This window comes from Pseudomonas sp. MDV22-iso1 (genome assembly GCF_058145095.1).
The window spans coordinates 216,038-236,442 of sequence record NZ_JBYVMF010000004.1; the positions used below are offsets into that span (position 1 = coordinate 216,038).

Genomic DNA, 20,405 nt, shown 5'->3' on the forward strand with positions numbered 1-20,405 from the left:
TTATGGGTAAGAATGTCGTAGTCCTGGGCACCCAATGGGGTGATGAGGGCAAAGGCAAGATCGTTGATCTGCTGACCGAACATGCTGCCGCCGTAGTGCGCTACCAAGGTGGCCACAACGCTGGTCACACCTTGGTGATCGACGGCGAGAAAACCGTTTTGCACCTGATCCCGTCGGGTGTGCTGCGCGAAGGCGTGCAATGCCTGATCGGCAACGGCGTGGTGGTTGCACCTGATGCTCTGCTGCGCGAGATCACCAAGCTGGAAGAGAAAGGCGTACCGGTGCGCGAGCGCCTGCGTATCAGCCCGTCCTGCCCGCTGATCCTGTCGTTCCACGTTGCGCTGGACCAGGCGCGTGAAAAGGCCCGTGGCGAGCTGAAGATCGGTACTACCGGTCGCGGTATCGGCCCGGCATACGAAGACAAGGTTGCGCGTCGTGGCCTGCGTGTTGGCGACCTGCTCAACATGCCGCGCTTTGAAGACAAGCTGCGTGAACTGGTGGATTACCACAACTTCATGCTGGTGGGTTACTACAAAGAGCCAGCCATTGAATTCGACAAGACCCTGGCCGAGTGCAAGGAATACGCTGAGCTGCTCAAGCCGCTGATGCTCGACGTGACTGCCGAGCTGCACGACCTGCGTCGCGCTGGCAAAGACATCATGTTCGAAGGCGCCCAGGGCTCGTTGCTGGACATCGACCACGGTACCTACCCGTACGTGACCAGCTCTAACACCACTGCTGGCGGCGTTGCTACCGGTTCGGGTGTGGGTCCTATGTTCCTGGACTACATTCTGGGCATCACCAAGGCTTACACCACGCGTGTAGGTTCGGGGCCGTTCCCGACTGAGCTGTTCGACGCAGTCGGTGCGCACCTGGCCAAACAAGGTCACGAGTTCGGTGCGACTACCGGTCGTGCTCGTCGTTGTGGCTGGTTCGACGCCGTAATCCTGCGTCGCGCTATCGATGTGAACAGCATCTCGGGCATCTGCCTGACCAAGCTGGACGTACTCGACGGTCTGGAAACCATCAACATCTGTGTCGGCTACAAAGATGCAGAGGGTAAGGACATTGCTCCGACTGATGCTGACAGCTACGTAGGCCTGCAGCCTGTGTACGAAGAAGTGCCGGGCTGGACCGAATCGACCGTGGGTGCCAAAACCCTGGAAGAGCTGCCAGCCAACGCTCGTGCTTACATCAAACGCGTTGAAGAACTGATCGGCGCGCCGATCGACATTATTTCGACGGGCCCGGACCGCAACGAAACCATCGTTCTGCGTCATCCGTTCGCTTAATAAGTTATTGATGTAAAACACAAAGGCCCCTTAATTGGGGCCTTTGTCGTTTCTGCCCTCCGGGCGGCATGACCTTTGCTGTGAATACCTTTTCTGGCGTGCCATCAATTTAATGGCGTCAATACAGAGGGCTTTCCTGTGTCAGCCGTTCTCTCACTGTTACAAAGCCGTTTGTTGCGGCCTGTGTTCGTTACCCTCGGTATCGCCCTTTTGGTGCAAGTGCTGGTTGCTGTTGCTCTGACGCGGAGCACGGTGACTGCGCTGGAAGCTGACCTGGGTGTACGCCTGGGGGCGGACAGTCAAAAACTGTCCGGCGAACTTGAGCAGGCCGGGCGTGAAGTCACGTCGAGTCTCGAAAGTTTGTCGACCAGTACGCGTCAGCGTCTGACGGCCGGATTGTCTTCGAAGCTGGAGGAAGAGCAGGCCCAACTGCGTGCGACGCTGGAAAAGGATTTAAAAGATTCGGCGAACGACATGGCGCAGTTGCTGGCCTCGGTAGCACCTCGTGCCATGTGGGACAGCGACGTTCCAACGCTCTCCGAATTTGCCCGTCGGGCTCAGCGTAATCCTAACGTGTTGTTCGTGGTCTACGACGACGCGACGGGTCAGCATTTGACGCGTTATCTGAACCGGGAAAATCCGATTAACAAGGCCCTTCTGGAAAAAGGTCAGGGCGAGCGGGCGCTGGACAAAGTGCTGGATGCGGCGAAGAACGACCCGTCGGTCTACTACCTCGAAGCCTCGATCAGCCCTAACGGCGTCGAGATCGGGAAAGTCTTGATGGGTGTCTCGACCGCCTCGGTGGAAACCGATCTGGCGGCCCTGGACAAGCGCTTCTCGGCCCTGATCGCCAGTAGCGATCAACTGGTCGCCGACAGTCTCAAGGGCGCAGCTGCTGACAGCGCAACGGCAATGCGTGCGCGTCTGCAGTCGGCGCAATCCACTGCATCAGACATGAAAGCCAACACCACCAACACCGTGCAAGAGGCTGCGTCGACATTGCGTTGGCGCATCGGCATGAGCCTGGCGGTGGTTGGTTTTGGTGTGTTGCTGTTGCTTGCGGTCGTTCTGGGTCGTCGCGTGGTCAATCGCTTGAAGCTGTTGATTGCTGCCATGGATGACCTCGCGGCAGGTGAGGGTGATCTGACCAAGCGTGTGCAAATCAACAGCAAGGACGAGATCGGCGACATGGCTTCGGCGGTCAATCGCTTTGTGGATAAGTTGCAGCCGATTGTGCGCGAAGCAGGCGACGTGGCGCAGCGTACCGGTGTCGAGATCGGCGCGATGACCTTGCGCAACGCCGGTGCGGATGCGGCGGCGGGCATGCAGCGTGATGAGGTGGCTGAGAGTCTGCGTGCGCTGTCGCAGATGGCCGACGATGCCCAGTCTGAAAGTCATGCCATGCAGGCTGCCTTGCAGCAGGTGGTGGACATTCGTTCGGCGACGGATGAAAACACCCGGACTTCGGCGAAAGTCGGCGGTCTGATCGAGGCGTTGGCGGAGCAGGTCGATACCGGTGCGAAAGTCATCGAGCGACTGGCGCAACAAAGCGAACAAATTGAAGTGGTGCTGACGGTCATTCATGGGATCGCCGAGCAGACCAACCTGCTGGCATTGAACGCGGCCATCGAGGCGGCGCGCGCGGGTGAAACCGGTCGCGGATTTGCGGTGGTGGCTGACGAAGTGCGCGCACTGGCGAGCAAGACGCAGAGCTCCACGGGGGATATCCAGGCGCACATCGTAGCCTTGCAGCAAGGTGCGCGTGAGGCGGTCGCAGCGATCGGCCAGGCCGGGCGTCAGGCCAATGAAGGGTTGCTGGTGCTGCGTGACAGTGCGCGCTTGCAGCAGTCGGTGCAGACGTCGGTCGAGCAGGTGCATGCGGCGATTGGCCTGGCGACACAAGCAGCAGCGCATCAGGCGCAAGGTGCGCAGGCTGTGCGCGGACGTGTCGAGACCATTCATGCGCAGGCTGAGAAGGCGGCGCAGGCGGTGGTGGAAACCACGGCCAGCGGCAAGGTGCTGGATGGGTTGGCGGCGCAGCTGAAGGCGAGCCTGGGGCAGTTCAGGGCTTAAGATCAAAAGATCACAGCCTGCGCCAGCTCCTACAGGGTGAGCATCCTGTAGGGGCTGCTGCAGGCTGCGATCTTTTAGCGGCTCAAATACATCCGTGTCGTCAGCAGATAAACCGGTAGTCCGGAAACCAGAATCAACAACGCCGCATACGGCGCCGCCGCCGCGAACTCCACATTGGCCGTATGCGCCCAGACTTCCGTCGCCAGTGTATTAAGGCCGGTAGGACTTAAAAGCAGCGTCGCCGTCAGTTCCTTCATCGCATCCAGAAACACCAAGGCAAACGCCGCGCCCAGTGCCGGGAAAATAATGGGCAAGGTCACCCGGCAGAATGCACTGAAAGATGACGCCCCCAGCGTGCGGGCGGCCTCCTCCAATTGTGGTGCTGCCTTGTTCAGTGCCGTGCGAATCGGCGCCTGCGCCAGAGGCAGGAACAGCAGCGCATAGGCGATCAGCAACAGCGCCGACGTTTGATACAGAACTGGCACATAGTGCAGGGCGAAATACACCAGCGTCAGGGCAATCACCAGGCCAGGCAGGGCATGCAGCAAGTACGGCAGCCGTTCGGCCCAAATCGCCAGTTGGCCTTTATAGCGCACAACCAATAGCCCCACAGGCACCGCGAGCACGAGGCACAACGCTGCACCACCCAACGAGAGTGCCAGTGACGACAGCAATGCTTCACTGATCGCAGCCACCGGGAAGGCTGCTGAAGAACCTACCGCCAGCCAATACGCGAGCATTCCCAGCGGGATGCCGCTGCCGATGATTGCCAATGCCAGGCAATAAGCCTGGCCCCCCAGCGCCCAAGGTCCCAGGCGTACCTGCTCAGCACGTCGCGCGGCGCCTTGGCCGGTACGCACATGCCGGCCTTTGCCGCGTACCCGAAGTTCCAGCCACAGCAGGATCAGGCATAGCGCCAGCAGCACTGCAGAGAGCATGGCGGCATTGGCGTTGCTGAATTCCAGTTCGAATTGCTGGTAGATCGCGGTAGTGAACGTTTGCAGGCCGATGATCGACAGAGCGCCGAACTCGACCAGCATGTGTAATGCGATCAGCAGCGAGCCGGCCAGCAAGGACGGCCAAAGCAGTGGCAGGGTCACCCTGAAAAATACACCCCAACGGTTCTGGCCCAGCGTGCGTGCGGACTCTTCCAGAGAAGGGTCCAGATTTCGCAGGGTTGCAGCGACCGGCAGAAATATCAGCGGGTACTTGGACAGCGTCATCACCAGGATTGCCCCGCCCAGCCCTTCGAAGTTGGCGCTCAGGGATACCCAGGTAAAACTGCTGACAAACGCCGGTACCGCGAACGGCAAACACAGGATGACTCCCCAAACTCGCCGTCCACGAAGATCGCTGCGCTCCAGCAGCCATGCCAATGACAGGCCGATGACGCCGCAGGCGAAAGTAACGCCGATCATCAGCGCCAGCGTATTGCGCAACAGGCCAAACACATAGGGCCGCCACAGCAGATGCAGCGCTTCTGCCCAGCCCGCCTGCCAGGTCTTGAGTGCGACATAGGCAAGCGGCAGCAGGCTGAGAACCACCAATAGCAAAACCGGCAGCAACAGCCAGATCGACGGGCGCTTGCGTCGCGGCACGTAACCCCCGCGCGAGGCGGGGGCGGATAACGATGCGCTCATCAGTTCAAGCCAACGTCACGTTCCAGGTCCAGAGCTTCTTCAGCGTTGCCGAGGTCGGCGGGGGTGACTTTAGGTGCTTCCAGTTCACTGAACGGCTTGAGGCCGCGATCCGATTCCATGCCTTTGTGCAGCGGATACTCGGCAGTTGTTTGAGTGATCACGCGCTGCCCTTCTTCGCTGGCCATGTAGGCGAGCAATTGCTGGGCTTCTTTTGGATGTTTGCTGGACTTCAATACCGCGGCGCTGGAAACAGTGATCAGGCCGCCGACGTCGCCGCCGGTGAAATAATGCAGTTTCGAATCGAGCTGACCTTTTTCGCGTTGCAGGGCGAACCAGTAGTAGTTGTTCACCAGTACCGTGGCGACTTCGCCATTCTCGACGGCCTTGAGTGCGACCATGTTGTTGCTGTAGGTCTTGCCGAACGCACGCAGCCCCGTCAGCCATTCCTCGGCCGCATCCATGCCGTGCACTTTGATGATTGCTACCGCTTGTTCCTGGAACGCGCCGCTGGTGGGCACGAAACCGACCTTGCCTTGCCATTTCGGATCGGAAAACTCCATGACCGATTTCGGCAGGTCTTTTTCATCGATCAGCTTGGGGTTGTACGCGACGACGCGGACGCGGGCGGTAACACCAATCCAGGTGCCATTGGCGGCGACATAATCTTTGGGCAGGACGGCGAGGGTAGCGGCATCGGTCTGGGCCAATACGCCTTGTTCGCCAAGTTTATTCAGGGGTGGGGATTCTTCGGTGTAGATCACGTCGGCAGGGGAGCGATCACCTTCCTCGACAACCTGGCTGGCGAGCTGGTTGCTGCTGCCCTTACGCACGTTGACGTGAATGCCGGTCTTGGCCTCAAAGGCTTTGGCAACGGCATCGCCAACTTCCTTGTGTTGTCCGTTGTAGAGCGTCAGGGAGACCGGATCAGCTGCCTGGGTGAGGGGAGTGGCGATTGCCAGGCCGAGCAGGGTGATGGTCAAGCCGCGGCGCAGGGTATTTCGAAACATCATTCGCAGGGTTCCTCACTGTCGCATTGCAAAAACTTGTAACAATGATAAACGATATTGTTTCTCAAGTGCGCCTTGCGGGGTCGAGAAGTCTTCGCTAAAGCACCCGGCACAGCACCTGTAGCAGCTGGCGAAGCCTGCGTCCGGCTGCGAAGCGGTCGTAAATCCTGAATGCACGGATTTCCTGAAGCTACGCATCGCCTGATTAAACGACTGCTTTGCAGCCGGACGCAGGCTTCGCCAGCTGCTACAGGTCGTGTGTTTGTTAAGAGGGGGATTGATTTTTGAAAGCCAGAAACGCAAAAACCCGCTTTCGCGGGTTTCTGTGAAATCCAAGGCCGTAACCTTGAATTTGAATTGGTGCCCAGAAGAAGACTCGAACTTCCACGACCTTGCGGTCACCAGCACCTGAAGCTGGCGTGTCTACCAATTTCACCATCTGGGCATAATCTTCAGCGTTGCCGCTGTTGATGTGGCGCACTATACGGAGAGCTTTTTGATCTGTAAACCCCTGATTTAGTTTTAATAAATCAGGGGCTTGGAATGCAAAAAACCCGCTTTCGCGGGTTTTTGTGCGAGCCTTGAAATTGATCTAATCTCAAGCTCGAAATTGGTGCCCAGAAGAAGACTCGAACTTCCACGACCTTGCGGTCACCAGCACCTGAAGCTGGCGTGTCTACCAATTTCACCATCTGGGCAGTATCGGCAACGTCTCCGTCGTCGATGGCGCGCACTATACGGAGCGTCTTTTTAACTGTAAACCCCTGGCAGCAAAAAAACCTGCAAAATATTACCAGCGGCATTCAAATCAGTTTTGGAGTGTCGATATAGGGCTTTAGACAGGCTGTCATAGCCTGAAATTTCCCGTTTCATTACGCCTATGCCAAACTAACCCGTATATAGACAAGGTGAAAACTCTCTAATGGCCGATTGGCAGTCCCTCGATCCCGAGGCCGCTCGTGAAGCGGAAAAATATGAAAACCCTATTCCTAGCCGCGAACTGATCCTTCAGCACCTTGCTGATCGGGGTTCGCCTGCTAACCGCGAGCAACTGGTCGAAGAGTTTGGTCTGACCACAGAAGACCAGATCGAAGCCCTGCGCCGCCGCCTGCGCGCCATGGAGCGCGACGCTCAACTCATCTATACCCGTCGCGGCACGTATGCGCCTGTGGACAAGCTCGACCTGATCCTGGGTCGCATCAGCGGTCACCGTGACGGATTCGGCTTCCTGGTTCCGGACGACGGCAGTGACGACTTGTTCATGAGCCCGGCGCAGATGCGTCTGGTATTCGACGGTGATCGCGCGCTGGCCCGTGTTTCCGGTCTCGACCGTCGCGGTCGTCGCGAAGGCATGATCGTCGAAGTGGTGTCCCGTGCTCACGAAACCATCGTGGGTCGTTACTTCGAAGAGGGCGGTATCGGCTTTGTGGTTGCGGACAATCCGAAGATCCAGCAGGAAGTGCTGGTAACGCCGGGTCGCAACGCCAATGCCAATATTGGTCAATTCGTCGAAGTGAAGATCACTCACTGGCCGACGCCGCGCTTCCAGCCGCAAGGCGACGTGGTCGAAGTCGTGGGCAACTACATGGCGCCGGGCATGGAAATCGATGTCGCCCTGCGCGCGTACGATATCCCGCACGTCTGGCCTGAAGCGGTGTTGAAAGAAGCCGCCAAGCTCAAGCCTGAAGTCGAAGAGAAAGACAAAGAGAAGCGCGTAGACCTGCGCCATCTGCCGTTCGTGACCATCGATGGTGAAGATGCTCGCGACTTCGATGACGCGGTGTATTGCGAAGCCAAGCCAGGCAAATTGCGCCTTTTCTCCGGTGGCTGGAAGTTGTACGTGGCGATTGCCGACGTCTCCAGCTACGTGAAAATCGGTTCGGCGCTGGACAACGAATCCCAGGTTCGCGGCAACTCGGTGTACTTCCCCGAGCGCGTAGTGCCTATGCTGCCTGAGCAGCTGTCCAACGGCCTTTGCTCGCTGAATCCACACGTTGATCGGTTGGCCATGGTTTGCGAGATGACCATCTCCAAATCCGGTGAAATGACCGACTACTGCTTCTACGAAGCCGTGATCCATTCCCATGCTCGCCTGACCTACAACAAAGTCAGCGCGATGCTGGAAACGCCGAAACTCACCGAGGCGCGTCAGCTGCGCGGCGAGTACAACGACGTTCTGCCGCACCTCAAGCAACTGTACTCGCTGTACAAGGTGTTGCTGGCCGCTCGTCACGTGCGTGGCGCGATCGATTTCGAAACGCAGGAAACCCGGATCATTTTCGGCACCGAGCGCAAGATTGCCGAAATTCGTCCGACCGTGCGTAACGATGCGCACAAACTGATCGAGGAATGCATGCTGGCGGCCAACGTGGCCACCGCTGAATTCCTGAAGAAACACGAAATCCCTGCGCTGTATCGCGTGCACAACGGCCCGCCACCGGAGCGTCTGGAAAAACTTCGCGCCTTCCTGGGCGAGCTCGGCCTGTCCCTGCATAAAGGCAAGGACGGCCCGTCGCCAAAGGATTACCAGGCACTGCTGGCGAGCATCAAGGACCGTCCGGATTTCCATCTGATCCAGACTGTGATGCTGCGCTCGTTGAGTCAGGCGGTGTACAGCGCTGATAACCAGGGCCACTTCGGCCTGAATTACGAAGCCTATACCCACTTCACTTCGCCGATCCGCCGCTACCCGGACTTGCTCACGCATCGGGCGATTCGCAGCGTTATTCATTCGAAAATGGACACCCCGCACGTTCGTCGTGCTGGCGCCATGACCATTCCGAAAGCGCGCATCTACCCGTACGACGAAGCGGCTCTGGAGCAGCTAGGCGAGCAGTGCTCGATGAGCGAGCGCCGTGCCGACGAAGCCACTCGTGACGTGGTGAACTGGCTCAAGTGCGAGTTCATGAAAGACCGTGTAGGCGAGTCGTTCCCGGGTGTGATTACTGCGGTGACCGGTTTTGGCCTGTTCGTCGAGCTGACCGACATCTACGTCGAAGGCCTGGTACACGTCACGGCGCTGCCGGGTGACTACTACCACTTCGACCCAGTGCATCACCGCCTGGCCGGTGAGCGTACCGGCCGCAGCTTCCGCCTTGGCGACACCGTTGAAGTGCGCGTGATGCGCGTTGACCTCGACGAGCGCAAGATCGACTTCGAGATGGCTGAAAAAACCATCAGCGCGCCGATTGGCCGCAAGAAGCGCGGGACCGAAACCACTGCACCTGCGGCTAAAACCGCCGCTGCGGCAGAGCCGGCGCCGGCGAAATCCGGTCGTCGCCCTGCCAAGGAAAAAGCTGTCGAAGCCTATCGCCCGAGCGATGCAGCGGCGAAAAACGCCGAGCTGCGCAAGAGCCGGGAAATGAAGCAGGCGTTGCTGTCTGAAGCGAAAAGCGGCGGTAAAGCGGCGTCTGGGGGAAAGACCGGGCGGTCGGCGCCTGACAAGGCTCCCGGCGGCAAGCCAGCAAAACCGAGCAAACACCGTAAGGGCCCGCCAAAAGCGGGTTCCGCTCCAGCAGCCAAAAGCGGCGGGGCGCGTAAACCTAAGGCCAAGTCATGAGTAATCTGGAAAAAATCTACGGCGTGCATGCCGTAGAAGCATTGCTGCGTCACCACCCGAAGCGCGTCAAGCAGATCTGGCTGGCGGAAGGCCGCAGTGATCCGCGCGTTCAGACGCTGATCGAACTGGCGAACGAAAATCGCGTGGCAGTCGGCAATGCCGAGCGTCGCGAGCTGGATGCCTGGGTTGAAGGCGTGCACCAGGGTGTGGTGGCGGACGTGAGTCCGAGCCAGGTCTGGGGCGAAGCAATGCTCGACGAACTGCTCGATCGCACCGAAGGCGCACCGTTGCTGCTGGTGCTTGATGGCGTGACTGATCCGCACAACCTTGGCGCCTGCCTGCGTTCGGCCGACGCGGCCGGTGCGCTGGCAGTGATCGTTCCGAAGGACAAGTCGGCCACGCTGACCCCAACGGTACGAAAAGTTGCCTGTGGCGCGGCGGAAGTGATTCCGTTGGTTGCTGTGACCAACCTGGCGCGCACCCTTGAAAAACTCAAGCAGCGCGGCTTGTGGGTTGTCGGAACGGCGGGCGAAGCAGAGCAGAGCCTGTATCAGCACGACATGACCGGTCCAACCATCCTGATCATGGGGGCCGAGGGCAGCGGCATGCGTCGCCTGACCCGCGATCTCTGTGATTATCTGGTGCACCTGCCGATGGCTGGCAGTGTCAGCAGTCTGAACGTGTCCGTGGCGACTGGCGTGTGCCTGTTCGAAGCTCAGCGTCAGCGTGGCGTCAAAGCTGCCGGAACCGGTAAAAAGTCCTAAGTCATTTGTAGTCCCTGTGGGAGCGAGCTTGCTCGCGATACCGGAGTAACATTCAGCATCAATGTTGAATGTTATGCCCTCATCGCGAGCAAGCTCGCTCCCACAGTGGTTTGTGGTGAGGCAAAAATGGGTGGGCGAACGAACTGTTCAAATAATCACCAATTGCCTTGCACCTCTCCTGTCCCTTCTCTACAATTGCGCCCCTTGCTGTGACGGCAGGCACGCATGTGTCTACTGCAAGCAAGTCCATAAGTGTCATTCACTCCTTGTCTGACCGCTTTTGAGCGGCAGGCTACAACCCGTAAGGAGCATTCATGCGTCATTACGAAATCATCTTTTTGGTCCACCCGGATCAAAGCGAGCAAGTCGGCGGCATGGTAGAGCGTTACACCAAGCTGATCGAAGAAGACGGCGGCAAAATCCACCGTCTGGAAGATTGGGGTCGTCGTCAACTGGCCTACGCAATCAACAATGTTCACAAGGCTCACTACGTGATGCTGAACGTTGAATGCACTGGCAAGGCCCTGGCCGAGCTGGAAGACAACTTCCGCTACAACGATGCAGTGATCCGTAACCTGGTCATCCGTCGCGAAGAAGCCGTTACCGGCCAATCCGAGATGCTCAAGGCTGAAGAAAACCGCAGTGAGCGCCGTGAGCGTCGCGACCGTCCTGAGCACGAAGGCGCTGAAAGCGCTGATAGTGATGACAGCGACAACAGCGATAACGCTGACGAGTAATCCACGGACCTTTTGAGGAGCCTATTACATGGCACGTTTCTTCCGTCGTCGTAAATTCTGCCGCTTCACCGCTGAAGACGTGAAAGAGATCGATTACAAAGATCTCAACACTCTGAAAGCCTACGTATCCGAGACCGGCAAAATCGTTCCAAGCCGTATCACCGGTACCAAAGCACGTTATCAGCGTCAGCTGGCCACCGCTATCAAGCGCGCCCGCTTCCTGGCCCTGCTGGCCTACACCGACAGCCACGGCCGCTGAGACCGGGCAGTCGACACGTAGCAAAGGATTGAATGCATGCGTGCCATAGCTGAGTTCATCATGCGCGGCCGTATGCAGGCCACTCTCGTAGTGGCTGGATGCGCGGCATTGCCGTTGTTGTATTGGTTGGGTGCTGCCGCGGGATGCTTCGTGCTCCTGCGGCGCGGATTGAAGGATGCGTCAAGTGTCCTTGCTCTGGGATTGCTACCGGCATTGATCTGGTGGCTTTACGCCGATGACCCACGCTCACTTCTGGTGCTGCTGGGGTCTTGGAGCCTTGCGTTGGTTTTGCGCGCAAGTGAGTCCTGGAACCGCGTGCTGCTGGTCAGCATAGCGATGGGAGTGGTGTTTTCAGTGGTGCTGGGGATAGCTTTTGGTCCCCAGATCGAGATGCTGGCGCAGGCTTTGATAAAAGTCATGCCGTCGCTACTCGGCGATGTCTACCAGAAGTTGTCGGTAGACGAGCAGGCGCATTTTGCGTCCCTGATTGCACCGGTCCTGACCGGCCTGATTGCGGCCTTGCTGCAAATCGTCAGTGTGCTGAGCCTGATTGTCGGGCGCTACTGGCAGGCGTTGTTGTACAACCCGGGTGGTTTTGGTCGCGAGTTTCGCGCTATCCGCTTCCCGCTTCTACCAGCGATGTTGCTGCTGGCGTGCATGCTTCTGGGGCCGAATATCGGTCCACAGATGGCCATGTTGACGCCGTTGTGCAGCGTACCGCTGGTGTTCGCCGGGCTGGCCCTGATTCACGGGCTGGTGGCGCAAAAGCGACTGGCCAGGTTCTGGCTGGTGGGGTTGTACGTCACGCTGTTGCTGTTTATGCAGCTGATCTATCCGTTGCTGGTGGTCTTGGCCATCGTCGACAGCCTGATTGATTTTCGCGGTCGTCTGGCGCCGAAAGACGCCGATAACGCGAACGGTGAAGGTTAAAAGTTAAGAGGATTTTCACATGCAACTGATCCTTCTGGAAAAAGTCACCAACCTGGGCAACCTGGGTGACAAAGTGAACGTTAAGGCTGGTTACGGTCGTAACTACCTGCTGCCTTACGGCAAAGCTACCGCTGCGACCGCTGCCAACCTGGCTGCGTTCGAAGAGCGTCGCGCTGAGCTGGAAAAAGCCGCAGCAGACCGTAAAACTTCGGCTGAAAGCCGTGCCGCCCAACTGGCTGAGCTGGAAGTGACTATCACTGCCACCGCCGGTGACGAAGGCAAGCTGTTCGGTTCGATCGGCACCCACGACATCGCTGATGCACTGACCGCCTCTGGCGTTGAAGTTGCTAAAAGCGAAGTTCGTCTGCCGAACGGCACCATCCGCAACGTAGGCGAATTCGACGTAGCCGTGCACCTGCACGCCGAAGTTGAAGCCACCGTACGCGTTGTCGTGGTAGCAGCTTAAGCAGCACTTGATCGACTGGTACCCTCGGGTGCTTGTCGGTAACATCGGGCACGATCCTGTTTACAGGTCGTGCCCTTTGTCTTTCTGCAGTTCCTGAATTTCACACTAATCATTCAAGTGGCCATGAACGATATCTCCGCTCCCGAGCAATATGATCTGCAAACTGCTTCCCTGAAGGTGCCTCCGCATTCCATCGAGGCCGAGCAGGCCGTGCTCGGTGGTCTGATGCTGGATAACAACGCTTGGGAACGCGTGCTTGATCAAGTCTCCGACGGCGATTTCTATCGACATGACCACCGCCTGATCTTCCGTGCCATCGCCAAACTGGCGGACATGAACTCGCCAATCGACGTCGTGACCCTGGCCGAGCAATTGGACAAGGAAGGTCAGACCTCGCAAGTCGGAGGCCTCGGGTACCTCGGAGAACTGGCAAAAAACACGCCGTCTGTCGCTAACATCAAGGCGTATGCGCAGATCGTCCGTGCACGGGCGACGTTGCGCCAGCTGATCGGTATTGCCAGCGAAATTGCCGACAGTGCGTTCAACCCTGAAGGACGTACTGCTGAAGAGATTCTCGACGAGGCCGAACGGCAGATCTTCCAGATTGCTGAGGCCCGGCCAAAAACCGGCGGCCCGGTGAGCGTGAACGACCTGCTGACCAAGGCCATCGACCGCATCGACACCCTGTTCAACACTGACAACGCCATCACTGGCCTGTCGACCGGTTACACCGACCTCGACGAGATGACCAGTGGGCTGCAACCGTCCGACCTGATCATCGTCGCTGGCCGTCCATCCATGGGTAAAACCACCTTTGCGATGAACCTGGTTGAAAACGCCGTGTTGCGCAGTGACAAGTGTGTTCTCGTTTACTCGCTGGAGATGCCAGGCGAATCGCTGATCATGCGTATGTTGTCGTCCCTCGGCCGTATCGACCAGACCAAGGTCCGTGCCGGTCGCCTGGACGACGATGATTGGCCGCGCCTGACGTCGGCGGTCAATCTGCTCAACGATCGCAAGTTGTTTATCGATGACACGGCCGGTATCAGCCCGTCAGAGATGCGCGCGCGGACCCGGCGTCTGGTCCGTGAACACGGCGATGTCGCCCTGATCATGATCGACTACCTGCAGCTGATGCAGATTCCAGGTTCCGGCGGCGACAACCGGACCAACGAGATTTCCGAAATCTCCCGTTCCTTGAAAGCCCTCGCCAAGGAATTCAACTGTCCGGTAGTGGCGTTGTCCCAGCTCAACCGCTCCCTCGAACAACGACCGAACAAGCGCCCGATCAACTCCGACCTCCGGGAATCCGGAGCGATCGAGCAGGATGCTGACGTGATCATGTTCGTGTACCGGGACGAGGTTTACCACCCGGAAACCGAGCACAAAGGCATCGCCGAGATCATCATCGGCAAGCAGCGGAACGGTCCGATCGGCACGTCACGACTGGCGTTCATCGGTAAGTACACCCGCTTCGAAAACCTGGCGCCGGGCAGCTATAACTTCGACGACGAGTAACTCGACAAAAAACTGTGGCAAGAAGCTTTTGTGGCGAGGGAGCTTGCTCCCGCTAGAGTGCGCAGCGCTCACGATTTTGGGGCCGCTTCGCACCCCAGCGGGAGCAAGCTCCCTTGCCACAGGGTAGATGCAAGACCTTCGGGGCTGTGCACAAACCAGCCACAGACATTTCCGACCATTACCGTCGGAATTGGTTATTTTTTGTGCTATATTCCGCGCCCGCGATTTTTCATCTCAACACCGGTCATCGTCATGCAAACAGCCAAGCCGTTATTTGACTATCCCAAGTACTGGGCCGAATGCTTCGGTCCAGCGCCATTCCTGCCGATGAGCAGGGAGGAGATGGATCAGCTTGGCTGGGATTCATGCGACATCATCATCGTCACCGGTGATGCGTACGTGGACCATCCGTCTTTCGGCATGGCGATTATCGGCCGGCTGCTGGAGTCCCAGGGCTTCCGCGTCGGGATCATTGCGCAGCCAAACTGGCAGTCCAAAGACGACTTCATGAAGCTCGGCGAGCCGAACCTGTTCTTCGGTGTCGCGGCCGGGAACATGGACTCGATGATCAACCGCTACACCGCCGACAAGAAAATCCGCTCCGATGACGCCTACACCCCCGGTGGCCTGGCGGGCAAACGTCCCGACCGCGCGAGCCTGGTTTACAGCCAGCGCTGCAAGGAAGCCTACAATCATGTGCCGATCGTGCTGGGTGGCATCGAAGCCTCCCTGCGCCGCATTGCTCACTACGATTACTGGCAGGACCGGGTGCGTAACTCGATCCTGATCGACGCCTGCGCCGACATCCTGCTCTACGGCAACGCCGAGCGTGCGATCGTCGAAGTCGCCCAGCGTCTGTCCTACGGCCACAAGATCGAAGACATCACCGACGTGCGCGGCACCGCATTCATCCGTCGCGATACGCCGAAAGACTGGTACGAAGTCGATTCCACGCGCATCGACCGTCCGGGCAAGGTCGACAAGATCATCAACCCGTACGTGAACACCCAGGACACCCAAGCCTGCGCCATTGAGCAGGAAAAAGGTCCGGTTGAGGATCCGAGCGAAGCCAAGGTCGTGCAGATCCTGGCCAGCCCGCGCATGACTCGCGACAAGACCGTGATCCGTTTGCCGTCGGTAGAGAAAGTCCGTGGCGACGCGGTGCTCTACGCTCACGCCAACCGGGTGCTTCACCTGGAAACCAACCCGGGCAACGCCCGCGCGCTGGTGCAGAAGCACGGCGAAGTCGACGTCTGGTTCAACCCGCCGCCGATTCCGATGACCACTGAAGAAATGGACTACGTGTTCGGTATGCCCTATGCGCGCATTCCGCACCCGGCGTACGGCAAGGAAAAGATCCCGGCCTACGACATGATCCGCTTCTCGGTGAACATCATGCGTGGCTGCTTCGGCGGCTGCACCTTCTGCTCGATCACCGAGCACGAAGGCCGGATCATCCAGAACCGTTCCGAAGAGTCGATCATTCGCGAAATCGAAGAGATCCGCGATAAGGTGCCAGGCTTCACCGGCGTCATTTCCGACCTCGGTGGCCCGACCGCGAACATGTATCGCATCGCCTGCAAGAGCCCGGAAATCGAATCCGCGTGCCGCAAGCCATCGTGCGTGTTCCCGGGCATCTGCCCGAACCTGAACACCGACCACTCGTCGCTGATCCAGCTGTATCGCAGCGCTCGCGCGTTGCCGGGTGTGAAGAAGATCCTGATCGCTTCCGGCCTGCGTTACGACCTCGCGGTCGAGTCGCCGGAATACGTTAAAGAGCTGGTGACTCACCACGTCGGTGGTTACCTGAAGATCGCCCCGGAACACACCGAGGAAGGTCCGCTCAACCAGATGATGAAGCCGGGCATTGGCAGCTATGACAAGTTCAAGCGCATGTTCGAGAAGTACTCCAAGGAAGCCGGGAAAGAGCAGTACCTGATTCCGTACTTCATCGCCGCTCACCCGGGCACCACCGACGAAGACATGATGAACCTGGCCCTGTGGCTCAAGGGCAACGGCTTCCGTGCCGACCAGGTGCAGGCGTTCTACCCGTCGCCGATGGCCACCGCCACTGCGATGTACCACTCGGGCAAGAACCCGCTGCGCAAGGTCACTTACAAGAGCGACGCCGTGACCATCGTCAAGAGCGAAGAGCAGCGTCGTCTGCACAAGGCGTTCTTGCGTTATCACGATCCGAAAGGCTGGCCGATGCTGCGTGAAGCGCTGACTCGCATGGGCCGCGCCGACCTGATCGGGCCGGGTAAAAACCAGCTGATCCCGCTGCATCAGCCGGCGACCGACAGCTACCAGAGCGCCCGTCGCAAGAACTCGACGCCAGCAGGCAGCCATAAAGTCGCGGGTGAAAAAACCACCAAGATCCTGACCCAGCACACCGGCCTGCCACCGCGCGCCAGTGACGGTGGTAATCCGTGGGACAAGCGTGAACAGGCCAAGGCTGCGGCGTTTGCCCGTAACCAGCAGGCCGCCAAGGAGCGTAAGGATGCCGCGAAAGGCAAGGGCCCTAAACCTGCCCGCAAGCCGGTGGTACCGCGCTAAACGCTGACAGCGGATAACAAGACGCCAACCTTCGGGTTGGCGTTTTGCATTTCTGAATCAATCAAATCCCCTCGCCACTGGTTTTGTGTTCGCTGTCCTTCCATTTACTGACTGTTGTTACAGCTTCGCCACATTTGCGTGCAACTGCGCCAAACCAATTTCCCGCATCGCCCGATTTTGGTGCTGTACTGCCTCAAGCAAACGCAGAAAGCGCCGGTGCCGCTGCATGGCATAAGTCTTGCGCGCTTTCCCATACGCTTAGGGCTCGCAGGAGGCACGCCGTGTCGATACATGTCGCATTGCATCACGTAACGCATTACCGCTACGACCGCGCCGTCGAGCTCGGGCCGCAGATTGTTCGCCTGCGCCCGGCCGCCCACAGTCGCACGCGGATACTGTCCTATGCGCTGAAAGTCTCGCCCGAGCAGTACTTCATAAACTGGCAGCAAGACCCCCAGGGTAATTACCTGGCGCGGTTAGTGTTTCCTGAGAAAACCGATGAACTGCGGATCGAAGTGGATCTGCTCGCCGAGATGGCGGTGTTCAATCCATTCGACTTCTTTCTGGAGCCGTATGCGGAGAAAATCCCGTTCGTTTACGCCACCGATGAGCGCAAGGAACTGGCGCCGTACCTGGAAACCCTGCCGCTGACGCCGAAGTTCAAGGCCTACCTGGACGGTATCGACCGCACCCCGTTGCCTGCCGTGGATTTCCTCGTAGCGCTCAACCAGCGTCTGAGTGAAGACATTGGCTACCTGATCCGCATGGAGCCAGGCGTCCAGACACCCGAACACACGCTTGAACACGCTTCTGGATCCTGCCGCGATTCCGCGTGGTTGCTCGTGCAGTTGCTGCGCAATCTGGGCCTGGCCGCGCGGTTTGTCTCCGGTTACCTGATTCAACTGACGGCCGATGTCAAAAGCCTCGACGGGCCCTCGGGCACCGAAGTGGATTTCACCGACCTGCATGCCTGGTGCGAAGTGTATTTGCCCGGCGCCGGCTGGATCGGCCTGGACGCGACGTCAGGACTGTTTGCCGGTGAAGGACACATTCCGTTGGCCTGTAGTCCCGATCCGGGCTCTGCGGCACCGATCAGCGGCTTGGTGGAGCCCTGCGAGTGTGAGTTCACCCACGAAATGTCGGTGGAGCGGATCTGGGAAGCACCGCGAGTCACCAAGCCCTACACCGACGATCAATGGCTGGCGATCCAGGCATTGGGCCGGCAGATCGATGCGGACCTTCTCGAGGGTGACGTGCGCCTGACCATGGGCGGTGAGCCGACTTTCGTGTCTATCGATGATCCGGACGGTGCCGAGTGGAACACCGCAGCGCTCGGACCGGACAAGCGTCGCCTGTCTGCCGAACTGTTCCAGCGCATGCGCAAGCGCTATGCCCCCAATGGCCTGGTGCATTTCGGCCAGGGCAAGTGGTACCCGGGCGAACAGCTGCCGCGATGGTCCCTGAACTGCTACTGGCGCCGCGACGGTGTGCCGATCTGGCGCAACAACGCGCTGATCGCCGATGAGCAAGAAGACTACGGCGCTAACGGCGAACTGGCCGGGCGGTTTTTGGCGAGCGTCGCCGAGCGCCTGAAAATTCCGACACGCTTTGTGTTTCCAGCCTACGAAGACAATTTCTATTACCTCTGGCGCGAAGGCACGTTGCCGCAGAATGTCAGCGCCGAAGACTCACGCCTTGACGAACCTCTGGAGCGTGCGCGCCTGCGCAAAGTCTTCAGCCAGGGACTGGACACGGTGATTGGCCAGGTGCTGCCACTGGCGCGTACCGCCAAGGGTGACCAGTGGCAAAGCGGCCGCTGGTACCTGCGTGATGAGCACTGCCGCCTGGTGCCGGGTGATTCCGCGCTGGGTTATCGCCTGCCGCTCGGCTCACAACCTTGGGTCAAAGCGGCGGAGTATCCGTTTATCCATCCAAGGGATCCGAATCAGGATTTCCCGCCGCTGCCCGACCTTGCTCAGTTGCAAAGCCAGGGCGAGCCTGCGGTTGCGCAAGACCGTGCGCCGAAGATCGACGAGTCCGCGGACTGGCTGACGCGGACCGCCTTCTGCGCGGAGGCGAGGGAAGGCCGGCTGTACCTGTTCATGCCGCCGCTGGAGCAGGTCGAGGATTATCTGGAACTGGTCGCCGCCATCGAAGCCACCGCTGAAGAACTGCATTGCCCGGTGTTGCTGGAGGGTTATGAACCCCCGAGCGACCCGCGTTTAAGCAACTTTCGCGTCACCCCTGATCCGGGCGTGATCGAAGTCAATGTGCAGCCGTCGGCGACCTGGGATGAGCTGGTCGATCGCACCGAATTCTTGTACGAGGAAGCCCGCCAGACCCGCCTGACCACCGAGAAATTCATGATCGACGGCCGTCACACCGGCACGGGTGGTGGCAACCATTTCGTCCTGGGCGGCGCCACGCCGGCGGACTCACCGTTTCTGCGTCGCCCCGACCTGCTGCGCAGCCTGATCAGCTACTGGCATAACCATCCTTCCTTGTCGTATCTGTTCTCCGGGTTGTTCATCGGCCCGACGTCCCAGGCGCCCCGTGTCGATGAGGCGCGCAATGACTCGCTGTATGAGCTGGAAATCGCGTTTTCACAGATGCCTGAACCTGGCGAAGAGTGCGCGCCGTGGTTAGTAGATCGACTGCTGCGAAACCTGCTGATCGACGTCACCGGCAACACGCACCGGGCAGAGTTCTGCATCGATAAACTGTATTCGCCGGATGGCGCTACAGGGCGTCTCGGGTTACTGGAACTGCGGGCCTTTGAAATGCCACCTCATGCGCGCATGAGCCTGGCTCAACAGCTGTTGCTGCGGGCGCTGGTCGCGCGGTTCTGGCGCGAGCCTTATGCGCCGCCAAAACTGGCGCGTTGGGGCACGGAGTTGCATGACCGGTTCATGTTGCCGCACTTTATCGAGCAGGATTTCGCCGACGTCATCGTCGACCTCAATTCGGCGGGTTATCCCGTGCGCGCCGAGTGGTTTGCCGCGCACCTGGAATTCCGGTTTCCCAAGGTGGGTGATTACGCGGTCAGTGGCATCGAGCTGGAGGTGCGTCAGGCGCTGGAGCCTTGGCACGTTTTGGGCGAGGAGGGCGCGCCCGGCGGAACGGTGCGTTATGTGGATTCGTCCCTTGAGCGCCTGCAGGTCAAACTCACTGGCCTGTCGCCCCAGCGTTACTTGCTGACGTGCAACGGCGTTCCGGTGCCATTGCAGCCCACCGGGCGCGTCGGCGAATTCGTCGCTGGCGTGCGTTTCCGCGCCTGGCAACCGTCCAATTGCCTGCAACCGACCATCCCGGTGCATGCGCCTTTGGTCTTCGATGTGCTCGACACCTGGATGCAGCGCTCGCTGGGTGGCTGTCAGTACCACGTCGCCCATCCGGGCGGTCGGAACTACGACAGTCTGCCGGTCAACGCCAATGAGGCGGAGAGCCGGCGGATGGCGCGGTTTTTCCGGATCGGACACAGTCCCGGAAAACGGCCGGTCCCGAGTGTCGACATCAACGACGAGTTGCCGATGACACTCGATTTACGACGCTTTTGAACCGTACGCGACGCCCGGATTTTTCGTCTATCCGGGTGTCATGAGCC

Annotated in this window: 14 protein-coding genes and 2 tRNA genes; 11 read left to right on the forward strand and 5 right to left on the reverse strand. The window is 59.2% G+C overall.

Going from position 1 to position 20,405, the window contains the following annotated elements; translation table 11 throughout:
* Positions 1-2 precede the first annotated feature (2 nt).
* Together AC3ZVB_RS07270 and AC3ZVB_RS07275 are read left to right on the forward strand one after the other, a co-directional pair.
* Positions 3-1,292 carry an adenylosuccinate synthase gene (locus tag AC3ZVB_RS07270; RefSeq protein ID WP_162437107.1) on the forward strand — a complete coding sequence of 430 codons (1,290 nt, stop codon included), beginning with the start codon at positions 3-5 and terminating at the stop codon, positions 1,290-1,292.
* Positions 1,293-1,430: 138 nt separating this feature from the next.
* The gene (locus AC3ZVB_RS07275; RefSeq protein ID WP_490146177.1) at positions 1,431-3,365 is read left to right on the forward strand and encodes a methyl-accepting chemotaxis protein; all 1,935 of its coding nucleotides are present in this window, start codon (positions 1,431-1,433) and stop codon (positions 3,363-3,365) included.
* A gap of 74 nt (positions 3,366-3,439) precedes the next feature.
* Here the strand turns inward: AC3ZVB_RS07275 and AC3ZVB_RS07280 are convergent, their stop codons facing one another.
* The 5 genes from AC3ZVB_RS07280 to AC3ZVB_RS07300 form a co-directional block, all read right to left on the reverse strand.
* A complete protein-coding gene (locus AC3ZVB_RS07280; protein WP_162437105.1) occupies positions 3,440-5,005 on the reverse strand; it encodes an ABC transporter permease in 1,566 nt (521 codons plus the stop codon).
* Positions 5,005-6,015, reverse strand: coding sequence for an extracellular solute-binding protein (locus AC3ZVB_RS07285; RefSeq protein ID WP_194691580.1), 1,011 nt, complete (start codon positions 6,013-6,015; stop codon positions 5,005-5,007). Before AC3ZVB_RS07285 ends, AC3ZVB_RS07280 begins: the two co-directional genes overlap by 1 nt.
* Before the next feature lie 12 nt (positions 6,016-6,027).
* Complete coding sequence (locus tag AC3ZVB_RS07290) at positions 6,028-6,348, reverse strand: hypothetical protein (RefSeq protein ID WP_490146178.1); 321 nt, start codon at positions 6,346-6,348, stop codon at positions 6,028-6,030.
* A gap of 22 nt (positions 6,349-6,370) precedes the next feature.
* Positions 6,371-6,457: transfer RNA gene (locus tag AC3ZVB_RS07295), tRNA-Leu, on the reverse strand.
* 166 nt (positions 6,458-6,623) lie between these two features.
* Positions 6,624-6,710 (reverse strand) — tRNA-Leu (locus AC3ZVB_RS07300).
* Positions 6,711-6,934: 224 nt separating this feature from the next.
* Between AC3ZVB_RS07300 and rnr the strand changes: the two genes are divergently transcribed.
* From rnr to AC3ZVB_RS07345, 9 genes are all read left to right on the forward strand, one after another.
* The gene (gene rnr / locus AC3ZVB_RS07305) at positions 6,935-9,571 is read left to right on the forward strand and encodes a ribonuclease R (RefSeq protein ID WP_194691579.1); all 2,637 of its coding nucleotides are present in this window, start codon (positions 6,935-6,937) and stop codon (positions 9,569-9,571) included.
* A complete protein-coding gene (rlmB, locus tag AC3ZVB_RS07310; RefSeq protein WP_162437102.1) occupies positions 9,568-10,335 on the forward strand; it encodes a 23S rRNA (guanosine(2251)-2'-O)-methyltransferase RlmB in 768 nt (255 codons plus the stop codon). The genes rnr and rlmB overlap by 4 nt, the downstream gene beginning before the upstream one ends.
* A 314-nt stretch (positions 10,336-10,649) precedes the next feature.
* Positions 10,650-11,072, forward strand: coding sequence for a 30S ribosomal protein S6 (gene rpsF / locus AC3ZVB_RS07315; protein ID WP_003217491.1), 423 nt, complete (start codon positions 10,650-10,652; stop codon positions 11,070-11,072).
* Positions 11,073-11,100: 28 nt separating this feature from the next.
* A complete protein-coding gene (gene rpsR / locus AC3ZVB_RS07320; protein ID WP_002551829.1) occupies positions 11,101-11,331 on the forward strand; it encodes a 30S ribosomal protein S18 in 231 nt (76 codons plus the stop codon).
* A 36-nt stretch (positions 11,332-11,367) separates the two neighbouring features.
* Positions 11,368-12,261, forward strand: coding sequence for a YybS family protein (locus tag AC3ZVB_RS07325; RefSeq protein ID WP_162437101.1), 894 nt, complete (start codon positions 11,368-11,370; stop codon positions 12,259-12,261).
* Between the two features lie 19 nt (positions 12,262-12,280).
* Positions 12,281-12,727: a 50S ribosomal protein L9 gene (gene rplI, locus AC3ZVB_RS07330; protein ID WP_003197251.1), complete on the forward strand. Its 447-nt coding sequence runs from the start codon at positions 12,281-12,283 to the stop codon at positions 12,725-12,727.
* A 123-nt stretch (positions 12,728-12,850) separates the two neighbouring features.
* The gene (dnaB, locus tag AC3ZVB_RS07335; RefSeq protein WP_162437100.1) at positions 12,851-14,245 is read left to right on the forward strand and encodes a replicative DNA helicase; all 1,395 of its coding nucleotides are present in this window, start codon (positions 12,851-12,853) and stop codon (positions 14,243-14,245) included.
* Between the two features lie 252 nt (positions 14,246-14,497).
* Positions 14,498-16,801 (forward strand): YgiQ family radical SAM protein, encoded by a 2,304-nt coding sequence (locus AC3ZVB_RS07340; RefSeq protein ID WP_162437099.1) that lies wholly within the window; start codon positions 14,498-14,500, stop codon positions 16,799-16,801.
* 281 nt (positions 16,802-17,082) lie between these two features.
* A complete protein-coding gene (locus AC3ZVB_RS07345) occupies positions 17,083-20,358 on the forward strand; it encodes a transglutaminase family protein (RefSeq protein ID WP_490146179.1) in 3,276 nt (1,091 codons plus the stop codon).
* Positions 20,359-20,405: the final 47 nt, after the last annotated feature.

Bases quoted from the DNA above. Each gene is read 5' to 3' on its own strand.
- AC3ZVB_RS07270 (WP_162437107.1), top strand. From the start codon at position 3: ATGGGTAAGAATGTCGTAGTCCTGGGCACCCAATGGGGTGATGAGGGC.
- AC3ZVB_RS07280 (WP_162437105.1), bottom strand. From the start codon at position 5,005: ATGAGCGCATCGTTATCCGCCCCCGCCTCGCGCGGGGGTTACGTGCCG.
- AC3ZVB_RS07285 (WP_194691580.1), bottom strand. From the start codon at position 6,015: ATGATGTTTCGAAATACCCTGCGCCGCGGCTTGACCATCACCCTGCTC.
- rnr (WP_194691579.1), top strand. From the start codon at position 6,935: ATGGCCGATTGGCAGTCCCTCGATCCCGAGGCCGCTCGTGAAGCGGAA.
- rlmB (WP_162437102.1), top strand. From the start codon at position 9,568: ATGAGTAATCTGGAAAAAATCTACGGCGTGCATGCCGTAGAAGCATTG.
- rpsF (WP_003217491.1), top strand. From the start codon at position 10,650: ATGCGTCATTACGAAATCATCTTTTTGGTCCACCCGGATCAAAGCGAG.
- rpsR (WP_002551829.1), top strand. From the start codon at position 11,101: ATGGCACGTTTCTTCCGTCGTCGTAAATTCTGCCGCTTCACCGCTGAA.
- AC3ZVB_RS07325 (WP_162437101.1), top strand. From the start codon at position 11,368: ATGCGTGCCATAGCTGAGTTCATCATGCGCGGCCGTATGCAGGCCACT.
- rplI (WP_003197251.1), top strand. From the start codon at position 12,281: ATGCAACTGATCCTTCTGGAAAAAGTCACCAACCTGGGCAACCTGGGT.
- dnaB (WP_162437100.1), top strand. From the start codon at position 12,851: ATGAACGATATCTCCGCTCCCGAGCAATATGATCTGCAAACTGCTTCC.
- AC3ZVB_RS07340 (WP_162437099.1), top strand. From the start codon at position 14,498: ATGCAAACAGCCAAGCCGTTATTTGACTATCCCAAGTACTGGGCCGAA.